The organism is Pelagovum pacificum (assembly GCF_016134045.1).
In the GTDB taxonomy this organism is placed as follows: Bacteria; Pseudomonadota; Alphaproteobacteria; order Rhodobacterales; family Rhodobacteraceae; genus Oceanicola; species Oceanicola pacificus_A.
In genome coordinates this window covers 1,490,778-1,506,341 of sequence record NZ_CP065915.1, presented here as the reverse complement: position 1 = coordinate 1,506,341, position 15,564 = coordinate 1,490,778, and the positions used below count along the sequence as shown (strand labels likewise).

The following is a 15,564-nucleotide window of genomic DNA, read 5'->3' as shown; positions in this document are numbered from 1 at the left end:
ACAGCGCGGAAAGGGCGGTGCGCCAGCTTCGCCGTCAGCGCGATACCCGCGATCCGATCTTCCGGCATCCGATCACCTGCATCGGCGCCGCGCGCAACGGCAACGAAGCGGTGTTCGAGATCGACGGCTGGGGCGCCCCGTTCTTCGTGATCGAGCTCGACTGGAGCGAGCCGCCGCGCCGCAGTCCCCTGCGCGGATTGCTTCAACGCCTGCGCCGTCGCCCGAAACGCACCGAGCGCGCGCCGATGATCCGCGCAATCCGGTCGCTGGCGGAACTCGAACGGCTGTTCGACCCAAGCCGCGACATGCCCCACGACCTCGACGACCAGCCGCTCCCCGAGGGCTGGACCGTGGTCGAAGGCGTCGTCGCGGCCCGCATGGTCGGTCAGGTCCGGCGCGAACAGCCCGCGACCTCCGTGCTGCGCACCGGGCGCTTCAACGTGATCGGCATCGCCGAGCCGGTGAAACCGGACGCCGACCATGTCCTGATCCGCCTGCTCGGGCCGGAGCCCTACTACTACGTCATCCGCCTGACCTACGGGTCGGGAACGCCGGAAGAGCCGTGGGAAGTCGCGACGGTCGAGGACCTCGTCGACTACGTGGAGCGCCTGCGCCGCCAACGCTAGACGGCCGCGGCGGTCCGCGCCTCCTCCAACAGCTGCTTGGTCACCGACGTCTCGATCCGCTGGATGTCGTCCTGGTACTTCAGGATCGCGCCGAGCGTGTCGCTGATGACCTCGGGCGACAGGTCGATGACATCGAGGGCGAGCAGGCACTTGGCCCAGTCGATCGTCTCCGCCACGCCCGGCTTCTTGAACAGGTCCTCCGTCCGCAGGCGCTGCACAAAGGCGACGATGTTGCGCGACAAAGCGTCCGCCGCCTCTGGCACACGGGCGCGCAGGATCTCGATCTCACGCTCCGCGCTCGGGTAATCCACCCAGTGATAGAGACAGCGCCGCTTGAGCGCGTCGTGCACTTCGCGGGTGCGGTTGGACGTCAGGATCACGATCGGCGGTTCGGGCGCCTTGATCGTGCCGAGTTCCGGGATCGTGACCTGGAAGTCGGACAGCGCTTCGAGCAGGAACGCCTCGAACGGCTCATCCGTGCGGTCGAGTTCGTCGATCAGCAGAACGGGCGGGCCGCCGGGCTGGGGTCGCATCGCTTCCAGCAGGGGACGTTCGATCAGGAAGTCCTCGCCGAACAGCTCGGATTGCAGGCCGGCGCGATCCGTGCCACCCGCCGCCTCGGCCGTCCGGATCGCGATCATCTGCGCCGCGAAGTTCCACTCGTAGACGGCAGAGGACGCGTCGAGCCCCTCGTAGCACTGAAGCCGGATCAGCCGCCGGCCGAGCGCCGCCGCCATCGCCTTTGCGATCTCCGTCTTGCCGGTCCCCGCCTCCCCTTCGAGAAACAGCGGACGGCCAAGCCGGAGGGCGAGGAACAGCACCGTCGCGAGCGGCCGGTCGCAGATGTAGTCCTGACCGGCGAGTGCGCTCTCTACGTCTTCGATCGTGTTCATGGGCGGCCTCCTCAGGCCATAGCTGCACTTGGCGCAGCAGGGGTCAAGGTGGCGCTGTCCGGCGGCGACTCTTCATGGCGCGAGATTCTCCCATGGAGGGAAACAATCGGCTGTCCCTGTCCCGACCGTCACAGCATGAGCCATGAATGGCGACAACATTGTGAAACCACTGGTTCAAATCTGTCATTTGTGCGGCGGCGGTTAAGCCTTGATTAACTGGCATTTCAGCAATTCCGCAGGGTCCGGGCGCTTGCGGCACCGCGGCGTCGAGGGTTGCGCGGTGCCTCGCGACGAGCCATTTTCGCTGCCGAACCGCCGGCCACCTTGGCCGGACAGGACCTGTCGCGAGGCGTGGGGGCGATGGTCGAAGAGACGATGGAATTCGATGTGGATCTCTCCGAACTTTCGGGGAAGGCGTGGCTCGACGCAGTACGCGAGGCCGGCTGGGACTTCGGGTTCCACGAAGCGCTCGGCCCCGCGCACGACGCCGTCCTGATCGAGGGAAACCGCAACCTGATGGTCGCGTTCGAGGTGATACCGCGCGTCCAGGAGGCGAACCCGGGCCGCGAGCCGCGGGGCTGGCGTCTCGCCCGCTCCGAAGGATGGACCTCGCTCACCCTGTTCAGCGCGTCCGAGACATGGTTCCGCAATCCGGCGGTCTACGACTTCATCGACCGGATGACCGACGACGGTTTCTTCGACAGCTACGACAACGTCCTGTTCTACGGCGCGGGCTCTGGCGGCTATGCGGCGGCGGCCTATTCGGTCGCGGCGCCCGGCGCGGCGGTCGTGGCGCTGCGCCCGCAGGCGACGCTGACGCCCGACACGACCCGGTGGGACCGGCGCTTCCTGCCCGCTCGGCGGCTGGAGTTTGAGAGCCGCTACGGCTTCGCGCCCGACATGCTGGACGCCGCGCGGCAGGCCTACGTGCTGTTCGATCCCGAACTGACGCTCGACGACATGCACGCCGCCCTGTTCCGGCGGCCGAACGTGCTGCGCCTGCCCTGTCCCCACCTCGGTGACGAGCTGGAGCGCGCGCTTGAGGGGATGCACATCCTCGATGATGTCCTGCGCGGGGCGATGCTTGGCACGCTGGATGCCGCCGGGTTCCGGTCGCTCTACCGGGCGCGGCGCCGCTACATGCCCTACCTGCGCAGCCTGCTGACCCATACGCAGCAATCCGGGCGCATCGACCTGACCGAGCGCGTCTGTCGCTGGGGGATCGAGCACACCAACCGCCCGGTGTTCCGCAACAAGCTCAAGGCGCTGGAAAACCGTGGCGACGTGACCGCGGCGGAGTGATCAGTCCTCGGACCGGCTGTCGATGCCAGCGCGCACGGCGGCGACGATCCGGTTGGCAAACCAGCCGAGCGTTCCGCCAAGCATGAAGCCGACCGGCGAGTCCCAGTCGAAGATCGCCAGCAGGATCGCGACGATCAGCATCGTCAGCATGAAGGCCAGCAACTTCATCTCGCCCGGCTCGACCACGATACGGGGCGCGAGCGCACGCGCCACCGGGCGGGCGAGCGTCTCTTCCATGTTGGTTGCGATGAAACCGCCAAGCAACGCGACCAGGAACCCCAGCATCTTCGTACCCCTTTCGGATCAGCCTGCCCGCAATATCGGAAGCCTGACCCGACCGCGCAAGGACTTCGGGGATCTGGTCTGGCCCGGCGGGGAGTGCTATCGGACCGCATGACAGATCGCCTCACGCTGCGCCGCCCCGATGACTGGCACCTCCACCTGAGAGACGGGGAGATGCTGAAAGGCGTCCTGCCCGGCACAACCGCCCATTTCGCGCGGGCGATCGTGATGCCCAATCTGGTGCCGCCGGTGGTGACCGCCGCCGATGCCGTCGCCTATCGGGAGCGTATCATGGCCGCCCTGCCCGAGGGCGCGCGCTTCGAGCCGCTGATGACGCTCTACCTGACCGAGCAGACCGACCCCGACGACGTGGAGCGTGCGTTCCGCGACGGGATCGCCACGGCGGTCAAGCTCTACCCCGCCGGCGCCACGACGAATTCCGCCTCCGGCGTTCGGGACATGACCGCCGTCCGCCCGGTCCTCGAACGTATGGCCGACATCGGCATGCCGCTCTGCATGCATGGCGAGGTGACGAACGCGGACGTCGACATTTTCGACCGCGAGGCCGTGTTCATCGAGAAGGTGCTTCACCCGCTCAAACGCCAGCTGCCCGAGCTGAAGGTGGTGATGGAGCACGTGACGACGGCCGACGCCGTCGAGTACGTCCGCGACCACCCCAAGCGGCTCGCCGCGACGATCACGACTCACCACCTCATCATCAACCGCAACAACATCCTCGCCGGGGGGATCCGGCCGCACTATTACTGCCTGCCGGTCGCCAAGCGCGAGAAGCACCGCGTGGCCCTGGTCGAGGCGGCGGTCTCAGGTGACGGGCGTTTCTTCCTCGGGACCGACAGCGCGCCGCACACCGATCCTGCGAAGCTGCAGCCCTGCGGTTGCGCGGGCGTCTATTCGGCCCCGGTCACGATGTCCTGCCTTGCGGAAGTGTTCGACGTGGCCGGAAAATTGCAGGAGTTGGAGCGTTTCGCCTCGCTCAACGGGCCGCGCTTCTATGGCCTGCCCGCCAATGACGAGACGATCACGATGGTGAAGGGCGAACCGCTCGACCTGCCGAAATCGGTCGAGACGGGGGAAGGCCCGGTAACGATCTTCGATCCGGGCTTTCCGCTGCACTGGCGCGTCGAGGACAGCTGAGCGCCGGGCTACTTGCCCATCTTGTTCAGCTTGTCCTGCAGTTCGGAGAGCTGCTTCTTGATCGCGTCGAGGTCGTCACCCCGTTCGCCCGGCTCCATCGCCGGGCCGGACGTGCCCATCATTCCGCCGGTCATCGCCTTCAGGAAGGTTTCCTGCTGCTTGCGCATGGCGTCGTAGCCCGGCATCTGGCTTAGCGGATTCATCGCCCCCATCTGCGACATCGGGTTGATGGTGCCCATGTTCTCCATCATTTTCTCCTGCCCCTGCCGGAGCATGTCGAAGCTCATCGAGAGAAACTGCGGCACGACGGACATGGATTGCGTCGTGTAGCTGCGCACCAGATCGGTCAGCACTTCGACGGGCAGCATGTTTTCCCCCCGGCTCTCATGCTCGGCGATGATCTGAAGGAGGTATTGCCGCGTGAGGTCGTCGCCGGATTTCAGGTCGACGATCTGAACTTCGCGACCTTCGCGGATGAACGTCGCGATATCCTCGAGCGTCACGTAATCCGAAGTCTCGGTATTGTAGAGACGGCGGCTGGCATATCGTTTGATCAGCAGCGGTTTGTTCGTGCTTTCGGCCAAGCCCAGTCCTCCCAGACACTTTGCGGCATCGCAGAATTCGATGCTACGCCGCGTAGTTCTAACGCACAACCCTCGGTGATCGGTTGCATGAAATGGGTGCTTATGACGGGTTTCCGGGCATCTTCGTCAAACTGGCACGCTCTTGCGCGTGCAGCAGGAAGGCGGTGTGCCGAAAAGCGAAACGCGGCCCGGTGGGCCGCGTTGCGATTGTCCCTCCCCGAGATCTTTCCTTCACCTTCCCGGGCCACATGGGTGTGACGATCCGGAAAGACGCGGGCGGCGGACCGGCAGGGAGGGTCCCGATCCGTCGCCCGTTCTGCTCGAATTATTTCGAGGTCGCGGCCTTCTTCGCGGCGGAGGACATGTCCTCGGTCGCCTTCTTGGCGGCGGCGGTCATCTCTTCCGACATGTCCTTGCCGGCGGCGAGCATCAGTTCCATCGTCTCGGTCTGAACCTTCTTCGCGATCTCGGCGAAGGCGGCCATGTGCTCGGCAGCGGACTCGGCGGAGGCGGACGCGAACTCGGTCATCGCCTTGGCGTAGTCGGCGGGCTCGGACTTCGATTTGGTCAGGGCCGACATCTTGGTGAAGGTGTCGGAGGCCCATTTGGCGGACAGATCGGTGCTCTTCTGAGCGGCGTCGATCGACACGCCGGAAAGCTTCTCGGCGAGCGTGGTGTGCGTTTTGAAAGCGTCTTCCATGGCTTTCGTGTCAACCGGGAACGAACCCATCATGTCCTTGAACATGGTGGTCAGGTCGGGCGTTTTGGTCGTCGTGGCCATTGGAGGTCTCCCTTAAGTGGCAAAAAGTTTGCTGCGACACGACGGAATATGCATGCTGCACCGCAGCAAATCAAGGGTTTCTCTGCACTGCGGCGAAAAATAGTGCATCGCAGCAAGAAGCCTGCCGCCTTTTCAACGACTTGAGAAAGGCTCAAGCTTCCTTAGAGGAAACCACGTAGGTCCCGGGTGCGGGCGATAGCGGCGGATGCGCCTCGTCTCCCGGCTCTCGCGCGGGAATCATCTTCCCCGAACGGCCCGTCAGCCAGGCGATCCAGCGCGGCCACCAGGAGCCTTCGTGCTTGTCCGCCGCCTCCAGCCACTCGTCCGGGCCAAGCGTCAGGTCCGGGTTCGTGTAGTGGCCGTATTTCTTCTTGGACGGCGGATTGACGATCCCGGCCACGTGTCCGCTTTCGGACAAGATGAAAGTCTTGTCCTTCGCCCCCATCCCCGCGATGCCACGGTAGGAGCTGCGCCACGCGGCGATGTGGTCCGTCTGGCAGGCGATGGCGCAGAGCGGCACGTCGACGTCGCGCGTCGTCACCGTCTCCCCCGCCACCTCGAAGCCGACCGTGGCGAGCTTGTCCTGCTGGCAGAGGCCGCGCAGGTACTCGACCGCCATCTTCGCGGGCAGGTTCGTGCCGTCGCCATTCCAGTAGAGCAGGTCGAAGGCCGGCGGCCGCTCGCCCATCATGTAGTTCCGGATCGCCGGCGCATAGATCAGGTCGTTGCTGCGCAGGAAGCTGAAGGTCCGGCTCATGTAGAAGCTGTCTAGGTAGCCCGACCGCGTGACCTCGGCCTCGATCCCATCGACGAAGTCGTCGTCGAGGAAGACGCCGACCTCCCCCTGATCGGAGAAGTCGGTGAGCGTGGTGAAGAAGGTGGCGGAGTTCACCGACCGATCCTTGCGCTTCTTCATCACGCCGAGCGTGGCGGCGAGCGTTGTGCCGGCGATGCAGTAGCCGACGACGTTGACTTTCTTGACGTCGCAGATCGCCTTCACCTCGCGGATCGCGGTCAGGTAGCCCTCTTCCACGTAGTCGGTCATCGACGTGTCGCGGTAGGTCGCGTCGGGGTTCACCCAGCTTACCACGAACAGCGTGTAGCCCTGATCGACGATCCACTTGATGAGGCTGTTCCGCTCAGACAAATCGAGGATGTAGAACTTGTTGATCCACGGTGGGAAGATGATGAGCGGCGTCTCGTGCACCTCTTCCGTGGTCGGGCTGTACTGGATCAGCTCGAACATGTGGTTGCGCCAGACAACCTCGCCCTCGGTCGCGGCGATGTTCTCGCCCACCTTGAACGCGTCGCGATCGGCGAGCGAGACGACCATCTCGCCCTCGTTCGCCTCAAGATCGGCGACGAGGTTCTCGAGCCCCTTCACGAGGCTCTCCCCCTCCGTCTCGACCGCGCGGGACAGCGCCTCGGGGTTGGTGCCGAGGAAGTTGGTCGGGCTGAACAGGTTGATGATCTGGCGCGAGAAATATTCGAGCCGCTGCTTTTCGCGCGGGTCCATCCCCTCGATCTGCTGCACCGCGGAATCGATCGCCTCGACATTCAGCATGTACTGCTGCTTGACGAAGTTGAAATAGGGATGGGTCTGCCAGAGCGGCGAGGAGAAGCGCCGGTCGGTCGGCGTCTCGTCCGGCGGCGCGACGAGGTTGCCGGTCGCCAGAGCCTGCTGTGCCTCGACGTAATGCTTGAGCGTCTTGCCCCAGTAGCCGACCTGATGTTCGATCAGTTTCGCGGGGTTGTGCATCATGTCGGCCCAGTAGGCCGTCGCCGCCTTCATGTAGAGTTCGCCGCTCGGCGCCTGCAGGGCTTGCGGAACCGATCGCTTGCTGGACAGGGCGGTCACCAGCCGTTGGCTGAGCTCCTCGATCCGCGCGATATTCGCTTCAAGATTGGCGAGGGCGGGCGTGCCCGCTTCACCATTTCCGGAACTTTCGGTTGTCATATCGCTGCTCCCCCCCTAACTTTGCAGTTGCAGCATCCGTCGACGGCCCGCTGAGCAACAGGCGATTGAATAGTGCCTCGAGCCGGATGCGCCAACCCCGCGATCGAGGCCCCTCGCATGAAGAGCATGTTCACCTACGACCTGATGGAAACGGCGCGGAACACGAACCAGTGGCTCGGCGCGACGGCGCGGGCGCTCGGCTCCTACCCTGCCATGGCCGCCGTACCGACCCCAATGACGACCTGGCTGCAGGCCTGGGGCGAGGTGACGGAGCGCACGTTCGAACGTATGGTCGTGAAGCCCGACTGGGGCATCCCCTCGATCACTGGTGACGACGGCAAGGACCACGTCGTCCAGATCGAGACGCTCGTCGACCATCCGTTCTGCAACCTGATCCATTTCAACGTCGTCGACCGCAAGCCGCGCAAGCGCCGGGTTCTGCTCGTCGCGCCGATGTCGGGCCACTACGCCACGCTCTGTCGCAAGACCGTGGTCTCGCTGCTGCCTGACTGCGAAGTCTACGTGACCGACTGGAAGAACGCCCGCGATATTCCCGTCTCCTGCGGCAAGTTCGATATCGAGGACTATACCCTTTATTGCGCCGAGTTCATGCGTCATCTCGGCCCCGATCTGCATCTGATCGCGATCTGCCAGCCCGCGCCGCTGGTTCTGGCCGCCACGGCATTCCTCGCGCAGGAAGAGCCGGACGCGCAGCCGCGCTCGCTGACGCTGATCGGTGGCCCCGTCGACCCCGAGGCGAACCACACCGAAGTCACCGACTTCGGCAATTCGGTCACCATGGGTCAGCTCGAACAGACGATGATCCAGCGGGTCGGCTTCAAGTACGACGGCGTCGGCCGCATGGTCTACCCGGGCCTGCTGCAACTGTCGTCGTTCATCTCGATGAACATGGGCACCCACTCCAAGGCCTTCACCGACCAGATCTTCCGGGTCGCCCACGGTGAGGCGTCCGAGCAGGACCGCCACAACGTCTTTTACGACGAATACCTCGCGGTCATGGACATGCCGGCGGAGTTCTACCTCTCCACAGTCGAGCGGATCTTCAAGAACCGCGAAGTGGCGCGCAACGCCTTCACCATCGACGGCGTGCCGGTCGACTTCTCCAAGATAACCACGGTCGCCGTGAAGACCGTCGAGGGCGAGGAGGACGACATCTCCGCCCCCGGCCAGTGCCGCGCGGCCCTCGACCTGCTGACCGGCCTGCCCGATGCGAAGAAAGCCTGGCACATCGAGCCGGGCGCGGGTCACTACGGCATCTTCGCCGGCGGGTCGTGGCGGAACAACATCCGGCCGCTGGTGCTGGGCTTCATCGACCAGAACGCGGCCGCGCCGAAAAAGGCCACTCGCCCTGCGTCGGCGCAGGCGGCGGAGTAGACGGCTCGCCCAAGAGCCGTCCGGGCGTCCCGCTCAGGTCCGGTCGTCTTTCGGGGAACCCATCACGATATAGCTGGTGATCGACCGGACATGGGGCACCGTCCCCAGCCGGTCGGTGTGAAACGCCTTGTAGGCGGCGAGGTCCGCCGTTTCCACGCGCAGAAGATATTCGAACACGCCGGTGACATTGTGGCACTCGACCACCTCGGGCGCGGCGCGCATCGCACGCTCGAACCCTTCCTGCGCCTGCTTGGTATGTTCAGCCAGCCCGACCGTGATGTAGGCAAGAAACCCCCGCCCCGTCTGCAACGGATCGAGCCGCGCACGGTAGCCGGTGATGACGCCCCGCCGCTCGAGCTCCTGCACCCGACGCAGACAGGCGGAAGGCGACAGCCCGACCTCGGCGGCGAGGTCGAGGTTGCTGATCCGCCCATCGCGGGCCAGAACACGCAATATCCTGCGGCTTATATCGTCGATTTCGCTCATTCATTGCGAGAAATGCGCCTTCAGCACCCCACTTTGCAAGCACATTTCGCCGCGATCGCGCGATCCTGCCGCCATGACACCTGAAATCGTCCTCGCCATCTTCGCCTTCGCCTTCGTGATGACCGGCACGCCCGGCCCGAACAACGTGATGCTGATGGCCAGTGGCGCGAACTTCGGCCTGCGCCGGACGCTGCCGCATATCGCGGGGATCGCCTTCGGGGTCGTGTCGCTGATCCTGATTGTCGGCCTCGGCCTGTCGCAGCTGTTCGACGCCTACCCGGCCGCCTTCGACGTGCTCAAGATCGCGGCGCTGGTCTACCTGCTCTACCTCGCATGGAAGATCGGCGCGGCAAAGCCGCCCTCAGCCGACGGTCCCGCCGCCGAGGCACGCCCGCTCACCGCGCTGCAGGCAGCGGCGTTCCAATGGGTAAACCCGAAGGCCTGGGCGATGGCGCTGACGGTCTCGACGGCCTACCTGCCCGACCGCACCCTGCCCTCGCTTATGGTTGCGGCCGCGATCTTCGGGCTGGTGTGCCTGCCACTGACGGCGATCTGGACGACGCTCGGCCAGCAGATGCGCCGGTTTCTCACCAATGCGCGGCGCCAGCGGGTCTTCAACGTCACGATGGCGTTGCTGCTCGTCGCGACGCTCTACCCGATCCTGACGCACTGAACGCTCAGTCCACGACCTTGCCGTCGATCACGCGGAAGGTCTGGCCCGTCGGGTGGGTGAGCGTCACAGAGCTGCCGCCCGACGGCATGCCGACGCGGTCGAGCCACGCCCGCCCGTCGTCCTGCTCCAGCCCGTCGAAGGCACCACCATCGAGCAGTTCCCGGAACTCGGCAGTCGAGGGCACTGCCCCCCGGTCGAAATGCGTCGGCGATCGGTCGAGGAATTCATCGAGGTCGAAGGCGCCGACGGCGCCGAGTCCGACCGCGCCGCACAGCGCGAGCGCGCCTGCGGTCAGGTAAATGGACGTCATGGAAATACTCCGGTCTGTTGCCTGTTTCGGCCTGACCGGGACATGGCCCAAGGTGCCCGCGCTATCCAAGTTCGGCGCTTTGGTATCGGATAACAAAGGGTGAAATCAGGCTTTCTGGACCGCGCCCGACCGGCTAGAAAGCTCGGACAGGACAAAAACTGGGCCAGGCGATCCATGGGAGCAGACCTTCCCGACTATTATTTCCGGGTGCGTGACAACGGCGCCCTCGTCTTCCGGGTGGATACCGCCAACCGGCAGCGCCGGATCGAGATGGACCAGATTGCCGTCGTCAATCTCAAGAAGGGCGAGATCAAGCCGCACGGCGACCGTGCCCTTTCGCCCGAGGACCTCGCCGAGATCGAAGCGTGGATGGCCGAGCGGGCCGAGATCCTCGCGCAGCGCGACATCGACGACATCTTCCGCGCGGTCGACTACATGAACGCGACCACACAGTGGGCCCAGTCCACCGCAGCCGACGAGCAGCTGGAGGCGGTAACGGACACGTTGCTGCTTGCCATGCACGACCTGCGAACTGTGCTGGTGCGCAAGAAGGCCGAGCGGATGCTGAAGGAGCGCGGCGCGCCGGACGAATGACGCCGCGCTTTGCCTTGCAATCCCGCCCGCCCCGCGCCATCTGACCGCCGATGGCAAAAGGCTTGCGCAAATATCTCGAGAAGGCGGAACGCGACTGGCGTCGCGGCTTCGGTCAGGACATCACCGGCGACCTCGAGCGGCGGCAGTCGTTCTGGCATTACAACTGGCTCGACCACGCCCACTGGCGGCGTTTTCTGCACAATCAGGCCGAGATCGCCCCGGGGATCTTCCGCTCCAACCAGCCGACGCTGCGGCGGCTGCGCAACCTGCAGCGGCGCCACGGGCTGAAGACGGTCGTGAACCTGCGCGGCAAGGATGTCTTCGCGCATTACCTGTTCCTGAAGGAAAATTGCGAGCGCCTCGGGCTCGATCTGATCGACGTGAAGATGCGGGCCACCCGTGCCCCCCTCGTCAGCCAGATCGAAGAGCTGATCGCCGCGCTGGAAGTCGCCGAGCGTCCGCTGCTGCTGCATTGCAAAAGCGGTGCCGACCGGACCGGCATGGCCTCGGTCATCTACATGCACCTCCATGAGGGCGTGCCGATTTCCGAGGCGAAGCGGCACCTGAGCTTCCGCCACCTTCATATTCGCCGCTCGAGCGCGGGGATCCTCGACTACTTCCTCGACCTCTACGAGTACCACCACCTACAGACCGGCATCGGACTGCTGGAGTGGGTGCGCACCGGCTACGATCCCGAAGCGCTGACAGCGGGGTTCCGGAACGGTTGCCCGATCCCCTGTCCGCCCGTCCCTAAGGGCTAGGCGACGAGAGGACGCGTCGCGAAGCGCCTCGTGTTGCGCCAGAACCGCCACGACAGCGCCACCGCCGCCGACATGAGGCCAAGCGCCATGCCGAGCCAGACTCCGATTGCGCCCATACCGAAGGTGAAGGCGAACAGGTAGCCCGCAGGCAATCCGATGCCCCAGTAGGTGACGATCGCGATGACCATCGGCACGCTCGTGTCCTGCACGCCCCGGAGAAGCCCGACCGTCATCACCTGCGCCGCGTCCGCAGCCTGGAACAAGGCGGCGACCGCCAGCAGCGTCACGCCCGTGGCGAGGATCTGGTCCCGCAGCGGATCGTCCGGATCGACGAACAACCCGACCAGCGGCGCCGGCAGCAGCAGGAACAGGCACATCGAAATCGCGACCAGCCCGCCCGTGATCGCCAGCGCGACTGTCGCGCCGGAGCGAAGCTGCGCTTCATCCCGTCGGCCATAGGCGCGCCCCGCCCGCACGGTCGCGGCCTGGCTGAAGCCGAGGTGGATCATGAAGGCCATCGAGGTGAGCTCCATCACGATGCCATGCGCGGCGAGCGGCACTTTTCCGATCCAGCCCATCATGACGGCCGAGACATTGAACAGTCCCGCCTCGGCCAGCGTGGTAAGCCCGATCGGCACACCCAGCCGGAACACCCGGGCGAAGATCGGCCAGTCCGGCTTCCAGAGCCGCGTGAAGAGATCGTATTCCGGCATCCGAACGAGCGCGTAGACGGCGAAGAGCAGTGCTCCGGCGATCTGCAGGATCAGCGTCGCGATCGCGGCGCCCCGGATGCCGAGCTCGGGAAAGCCGAGGTTGCCGAAGATCAGGACCCAGTTGAGGCCCGCGTTGAGCAGCGCCGCGACAATCGTGCCCCAGAGGATAATCCGAGTATGCTCCGTCGCCGTCAGGATCGCCCTGAGCGCCATGATCGCCATCGCCGGAAACATGCTGAAGCCGTGGATTCGAAGATAATCCTGCGCCAGCGCCGCAACGTCGGGCTCCTGTCCCATGGCGAGGAACAGCGGCTCCGACCACCAGAATAGCGGCAGGCACGGCAGGGCGAAGAGCAGGCTCAGCCAGAGCCCCATCCGCGTCACCCGGCGGACGGTGACGGCGTCGTCTTCCTCCAGCGCGGCGGCGACGAGCGTCATCACGGCGTTGGAGAACCCGGCCCCCAGCAGGAACAGCAGGATCCACAAGGACACCGCGAGCGTCGAAGCGGCGAGCGCCGTAACGTCGTACCAGCCAAGCATCAGCGTGTCGGCCATCGCCATCATGATCTGCGCGACGTTCGAGCCGACCAGCGGCAGGCCGAGCGTCAACAGCGCGCGCGCATGACCGCGCGCACCGGTCGCCATGGGGCCTTTGGGGTCTTTGGGCAGCAGAACGGTCATGCTCCGGGCTTTAGTCGAATGGGCGACGAAAGGTCCAGTGCGTACGAGGGGGCTATCGTCCGAGCGGCCCGCGCCTTATCCTTGGTCCCGACCGCGCCCGTCCCCGGCGCCAGACCGGACCACATCCCGCCAGAGGATGAGACCATGAGAGCAGAGACATGAAACTGACCCGACGCCACGCCACCCTCGGACTTGCTGCCGGACTGCTGACCGCCTGCGGCGGCGCGCCGCGCGTCGGCGGCGGCGGCGCCTCGAGCAGCGGAGGCGAAGTTCCGCTTACCCCCGACCTGATGCCGCAGGCCAATGCGGGCTGGGACGCTTGGGTCGCCAGCTTCAAGGGCCGCGCCGCGTCGCGCGGGATCTCGTCCTCGACCCTCGATACCGCCTTCCGGGGCGCCGGCTTCCTGCCCGGCGTCGTCAGCCGCGACCGCAACCAGGCCGAGTTCACGCGCACGCTGGAAGATTACCTCGCCATCGCCGCGAACGACGAGCGTGTCTCCAACGGCCGTGCCCGGTTCGCCCAGCACCAGTCCGCCTTGTCGGCGATCCAGTCGCGGTTCGGCGTGCCCGCCAATGTGGTCGCTGCTGTCTGGGGGATGGAGAGCAACTATGGAAACCGCAAGGGCCTGATCCCGGTCGTGTCCTCCACATCGACGCTGGCCTACGACGGCCGGCGCGGTGATTTCTTCGAAAGCCAGCTCCTTGCCGCGCTGCGTATCCTGCAAAATGGCGACACCTCGCCGGCGAACATGACCGGAAGCTGGGCCGGGGCCATGGGCCACACCCAGTTCATCCCCACGACTTACCAGGCCTATGCCGTGGACTTCACCGGCGACGGGCGGCGCGACATCTGGTCTGCGGATCCGACGGATTCGCTTGCCTCGACCGCCAACCACTTCGCCGAGAACGGCTGGCGGGCGGGACAGCCCTGGGGGATGGAAGTGCGGCTTCCCCCCGGACTTTCCGGGATCGGTCGCGGCAACCGCCGCGCGACGGGCGAGTGGAACGCGGCGGGCGTGCGCACGCTCGGCGGACAGCCCCTGCCCGATCACGGTGCGGCGGCGATCCTCGTGCCGCAGCCAGGCGGGCCAGCCTTCGTCACATGGCGAAACTTCGAAGTCATCGGCCGCTACAACAATGCCGTGAACTACATGATCGGTGTCGGACACCTGTCCGACCGGATTGCAGGCGGCGGTCCGCTGCAGGCCGCCTTCCCGCCTGATGCCAACGGGCTGACGCTCAACGATCGCAAGGCGCTGCAGGCCGGCCTGAACCGGGCCGGGTTCGATGCCGGAACGCCCGACGGCGTGGTCGGCGACAACACGACGTCGGCAATCGAGGCGTACGAGCGCGCAAACGGCTTGGCCGTCACGGGAACCCCGAGCCGGGCGCTACTGGCCCGCCTCGGTTAATTTTCCGTACAATTTTTCGCCGAAAAATCGATATCGGATTTTCCTTGAAAATCCGTTTACGCGTTCGGGTCGTCGAGGACCTCGCGCCACGAATGCTTGGGCGAGAAGCCCAGCAACCGCTGCGCCTTGGCGATGGCGTAGAACGTCTCGTCCGCGCCCATTTCGCGTCTTACCTCGACACCCTTGTAGAATTCGCGAATGATGTCGTCCGTCTTCGCGGCGGTCGACATGTCCGGGTTCGCCACGTTGAAGACCTCGTAGCCAAGACCATCGGTCTTCAGGCAGCACTCCACCATGTGGCCCAGATCGCGTGCGTCGATATAGGCGAAGATGTTGCGACGGCGCTTGCCCGGATTGTTCAGGAATTCCGGAAAATTCTGAGCGTATTCATGCGGCTCGATCACGTTGTTGATCCGCAGGCCGTAAACGTCGTCGCCCGTGCGCTCGTGGAAGGACCGCCCCGTCACCTCGTTCACCACCTTGGACATCGCGTAGCTGTCCTGCGGCACCGTGGGGTGCTCTTCGTCGACCGGCACGTACTGCGGCTTGATCTCGCCGTCCCGGAAACAGATGCCGTAGGTCGTCTCCGACGAGGCGAAGATCACTTTCTTGATCCCGGCATTCGCCGCCGCTTCCATGATGTTGTAGGTGCTCATCACGTTATTGCGGTAAGTCTCCCCTTCGGAGCGGAAGAGGATCGCGGGGATCGCGGCGAAATGCACGATCGCGTCGTACTTCGGCACACCGTTGCCTGACTCGAGCTCTTCGAAACCGCCCCATCCGTTGATGGCGGAATAGACCTGTCCGGCGTCGGTTAGGTCGACCTTCAGGTTCTGCACGCCGGGGTGATCGAGCGGCACGAGGTCCGCGTTCACCACCTTATGCCCCTGCTCGATCAGGTAGGGGACGACGTGCCGTCCCGCCTTGCCGCTGCCGCCTGTGAAAAAGATGCGCATCTT

General features: G+C 65.3%; 17 protein-coding genes. 8 read left to right on the top strand and 9 right to left on the bottom strand.

Going from position 1 to position 15,564, the window contains the following annotated elements:
- Nucleotides 1-17: 17 nt before the first annotated feature.
- Nucleotides 18-626 (top strand): hypothetical protein, encoded by a 609-nt coding sequence (locus tag I8N54_RS07460; protein WP_140193161.1) that lies wholly within the window; start codon nucleotides 18-20, stop codon nucleotides 624-626.
- Here the strand turns inward: I8N54_RS07460 and I8N54_RS07455 are convergent.
- Nucleotides 623-1,519, bottom strand: coding sequence for an AAA family ATPase (locus tag I8N54_RS07455; protein WP_140193162.1), 897 nt, complete (start codon nucleotides 1,517-1,519; stop codon nucleotides 623-625). The two genes, I8N54_RS07460 and I8N54_RS07455, sit on opposite strands and share 4 nt — an antisense overlap.
- A 324-nt stretch (nucleotides 1,520-1,843) precedes the next feature.
- Here I8N54_RS07455 and I8N54_RS07450 point away from each other — a divergent pair, with 324 nt between their 5' ends.
- The gene (locus I8N54_RS07450) at nucleotides 1,844-2,821 is read left to right on the top strand and encodes a phosphoadenosine phosphosulfate reductase (RefSeq protein WP_140193163.1); all 978 of its coding nucleotides are present in this window, start codon (nucleotides 1,844-1,846) and stop codon (nucleotides 2,819-2,821) included.
- On the opposite strand, the gene I8N54_RS07445 is transcribed toward I8N54_RS07450, so the two are convergent.
- The gene (locus tag I8N54_RS07445) at nucleotides 2,822-3,106 is read right to left on the bottom strand and encodes a hypothetical protein (RefSeq protein ID WP_140193164.1); all 285 of its coding nucleotides are present in this window, start codon (nucleotides 3,104-3,106) and stop codon (nucleotides 2,822-2,824) included.
- A gap of 108 nt (nucleotides 3,107-3,214) precedes the next feature.
- Between I8N54_RS07445 and pyrC the strand changes: the two genes are divergently transcribed.
- On the top strand, nucleotides 3,215-4,258 hold the full coding sequence (gene pyrC / locus I8N54_RS07440) for a dihydroorotase (RefSeq protein WP_140193165.1): 1,044 nt from the start codon (nucleotides 3,215-3,217) through the stop codon (nucleotides 4,256-4,258).
- An 8-nt stretch (nucleotides 4,259-4,266) separates the two neighbouring features.
- On the opposite strand, the gene phaR is transcribed toward pyrC, so the two are convergent.
- From phaR to I8N54_RS07425, 3 genes are all read right to left on the bottom strand, one after another.
- Nucleotides 4,267-4,842, bottom strand: a complete 576-nt coding sequence (gene phaR / locus I8N54_RS07435) for a polyhydroxyalkanoate synthesis repressor PhaR (RefSeq protein ID WP_140193166.1) — start codon at nucleotides 4,840-4,842, stop codon at nucleotides 4,267-4,269.
- Nucleotides 4,843-5,167: 325 nt separating this feature from the next.
- Entirely contained in the window at nucleotides 5,168-5,623 is a 456-nt protein-coding gene (locus tag I8N54_RS07430) for a phasin family protein (protein WP_140193167.1), read from the bottom strand.
- 151 nt (nucleotides 5,624-5,774) lie between these two features.
- On the bottom strand, nucleotides 5,775-7,580 hold the full coding sequence (locus I8N54_RS07425) for a PHA/PHB synthase family protein (RefSeq protein WP_140193168.1): 1,806 nt from the start codon (nucleotides 7,578-7,580) through the stop codon (nucleotides 5,775-5,777).
- A gap of 117 nt (nucleotides 7,581-7,697) precedes the next feature.
- Here I8N54_RS07425 and phaZ point away from each other — a divergent pair, with 117 nt between their 5' ends.
- Nucleotides 7,698-8,975 (top strand): polyhydroxyalkanoate depolymerase, encoded by a 1,278-nt coding sequence (phaZ, locus tag I8N54_RS07420; RefSeq protein WP_140193169.1) that lies wholly within the window; start codon nucleotides 7,698-7,700, stop codon nucleotides 8,973-8,975.
- A 33-nt stretch (nucleotides 8,976-9,008) separates the two neighbouring features.
- Here the strand turns inward: phaZ and I8N54_RS07415 are convergent, their stop codons facing one another.
- The gene (locus tag I8N54_RS07415; RefSeq protein ID WP_140193170.1) at nucleotides 9,009-9,461 is read right to left on the bottom strand and encodes an Lrp/AsnC family transcriptional regulator; all 453 of its coding nucleotides are present in this window, start codon (nucleotides 9,459-9,461) and stop codon (nucleotides 9,009-9,011) included.
- 73 nt (nucleotides 9,462-9,534) lie between these two features.
- Between I8N54_RS07415 and I8N54_RS07410 the strand changes: the two genes are divergently transcribed.
- Nucleotides 9,535-10,134 (top strand): LysE family translocator, encoded by a 600-nt coding sequence (locus tag I8N54_RS07410; RefSeq protein WP_140193171.1) that lies wholly within the window; start codon nucleotides 9,535-9,537, stop codon nucleotides 10,132-10,134.
- Nucleotides 10,135-10,138: 4 nt separating this feature from the next.
- Here the strand turns inward: I8N54_RS07410 and I8N54_RS07405 are convergent, their stop codons facing one another.
- Nucleotides 10,139-10,444, bottom strand: coding sequence for a hypothetical protein (locus I8N54_RS07405; RefSeq protein ID WP_140193172.1), 306 nt, complete (start codon nucleotides 10,442-10,444; stop codon nucleotides 10,139-10,141).
- Between the two features lie 174 nt (nucleotides 10,445-10,618).
- On the opposite strand from I8N54_RS07405, the gene I8N54_RS07400 reads away from it, so the two are divergent.
- Both I8N54_RS07400 and I8N54_RS07395 read left to right on the top strand, forming a co-directional pair.
- Nucleotides 10,619-11,038 (top strand): hypothetical protein, encoded by a 420-nt coding sequence (locus I8N54_RS07400; RefSeq protein ID WP_140193173.1) that lies wholly within the window; start codon nucleotides 10,619-10,621, stop codon nucleotides 11,036-11,038.
- 62 nt (nucleotides 11,039-11,100) lie between these two features.
- A complete protein-coding gene (locus I8N54_RS07395; protein WP_197097467.1) occupies nucleotides 11,101-11,799 on the top strand; it encodes a fused DSP-PTPase phosphatase/NAD kinase-like protein in 699 nt (232 codons plus the stop codon).
- On the opposite strand, the gene I8N54_RS07390 is transcribed toward I8N54_RS07395, so the two are convergent.
- Entirely contained in the window at nucleotides 11,796-13,193 is a 1,398-nt protein-coding gene (locus I8N54_RS07390) for an MATE family efflux transporter (RefSeq protein ID WP_232790447.1), read from the bottom strand. The genes I8N54_RS07395 and I8N54_RS07390 overlap by 4 nt on opposite strands.
- 158 nt (nucleotides 13,194-13,351) lie before the next feature.
- Here I8N54_RS07390 and I8N54_RS07385 point away from each other — a divergent pair, with 158 nt between their 5' ends.
- Nucleotides 13,352-14,605, top strand: a complete 1,254-nt coding sequence (locus I8N54_RS07385; protein WP_140193176.1) for a lytic murein transglycosylase — start codon at nucleotides 13,352-13,354, stop codon at nucleotides 14,603-14,605.
- Nucleotides 14,606-14,661: 56 nt separating this feature from the next.
- Here I8N54_RS07385 and I8N54_RS07380 read toward each other — a convergent pair whose 3' ends face one another.
- Nucleotides 14,662-15,561 (bottom strand): NAD-dependent epimerase/dehydratase family protein, encoded by a 900-nt coding sequence (locus tag I8N54_RS07380; protein ID WP_140193177.1) that lies wholly within the window; start codon nucleotides 15,559-15,561, stop codon nucleotides 14,662-14,664.
- Between the last annotated feature and the right edge of the window lie 3 nt (nucleotides 15,562-15,564).

Excerpts from the sequence above, each read along its gene's own strand:
- I8N54_RS07455 (WP_140193162.1), bottom strand. The coding sequence starts at position 1,519 with ATGAACACGATCGAAGACGTAGAGAGCGCACTCGCCGGTCAGGACTAC.
- I8N54_RS07445 (WP_140193164.1), bottom strand. The coding sequence starts at position 3,106 with ATGCTGGGGTTCCTGGTCGCGTTGCTTGGCGGTTTCATCGCAACCAAC.
- pyrC (WP_140193165.1), top strand. The coding sequence starts at position 3,215 with ATGACAGATCGCCTCACGCTGCGCCGCCCCGATGACTGGCACCTCCAC.
- I8N54_RS07430 (WP_140193167.1), bottom strand. The coding sequence starts at position 5,623 with ATGGCCACGACGACCAAAACGCCCGACCTGACCACCATGTTCAAGGAC.
- I8N54_RS07425 (WP_140193168.1), bottom strand. The coding sequence starts at position 7,580 with ATGACAACCGAAAGTTCCGGAAATGGTGAAGCGGGCACGCCCGCCCTC.
- phaZ (WP_140193169.1), top strand. The coding sequence starts at position 7,698 with ATGAAGAGCATGTTCACCTACGACCTGATGGAAACGGCGCGGAACACG.
- I8N54_RS07415 (WP_140193170.1), bottom strand. The coding sequence starts at position 9,461 with ATGAGCGAAATCGACGATATAAGCCGCAGGATATTGCGTGTTCTGGCC.
- I8N54_RS07410 (WP_140193171.1), top strand. The coding sequence starts at position 9,535 with ATGACACCTGAAATCGTCCTCGCCATCTTCGCCTTCGCCTTCGTGATG.
- I8N54_RS07405 (WP_140193172.1), bottom strand. The coding sequence starts at position 10,444 with ATGACGTCCATTTACCTGACCGCAGGCGCGCTCGCGCTGTGCGGCGCG.
- I8N54_RS07400 (WP_140193173.1), top strand. The coding sequence starts at position 10,619 with ATGGGAGCAGACCTTCCCGACTATTATTTCCGGGTGCGTGACAACGGC.
- I8N54_RS07390 (WP_232790447.1), bottom strand. The coding sequence starts at position 13,193 with ATGACCGTTCTGCTGCCCAAAGACCCCAAAGGCCCCATGGCGACCGGT.
- I8N54_RS07385 (WP_140193176.1), top strand. The coding sequence starts at position 13,352 with ATGAAACTGACCCGACGCCACGCCACCCTCGGACTTGCTGCCGGACTG.
- I8N54_RS07380 (WP_140193177.1), bottom strand. The coding sequence starts at position 15,561 with ATGCGCATCTTTTTCACAGGCGGCAGCGGCAAGGCGGGACGGCACGTC.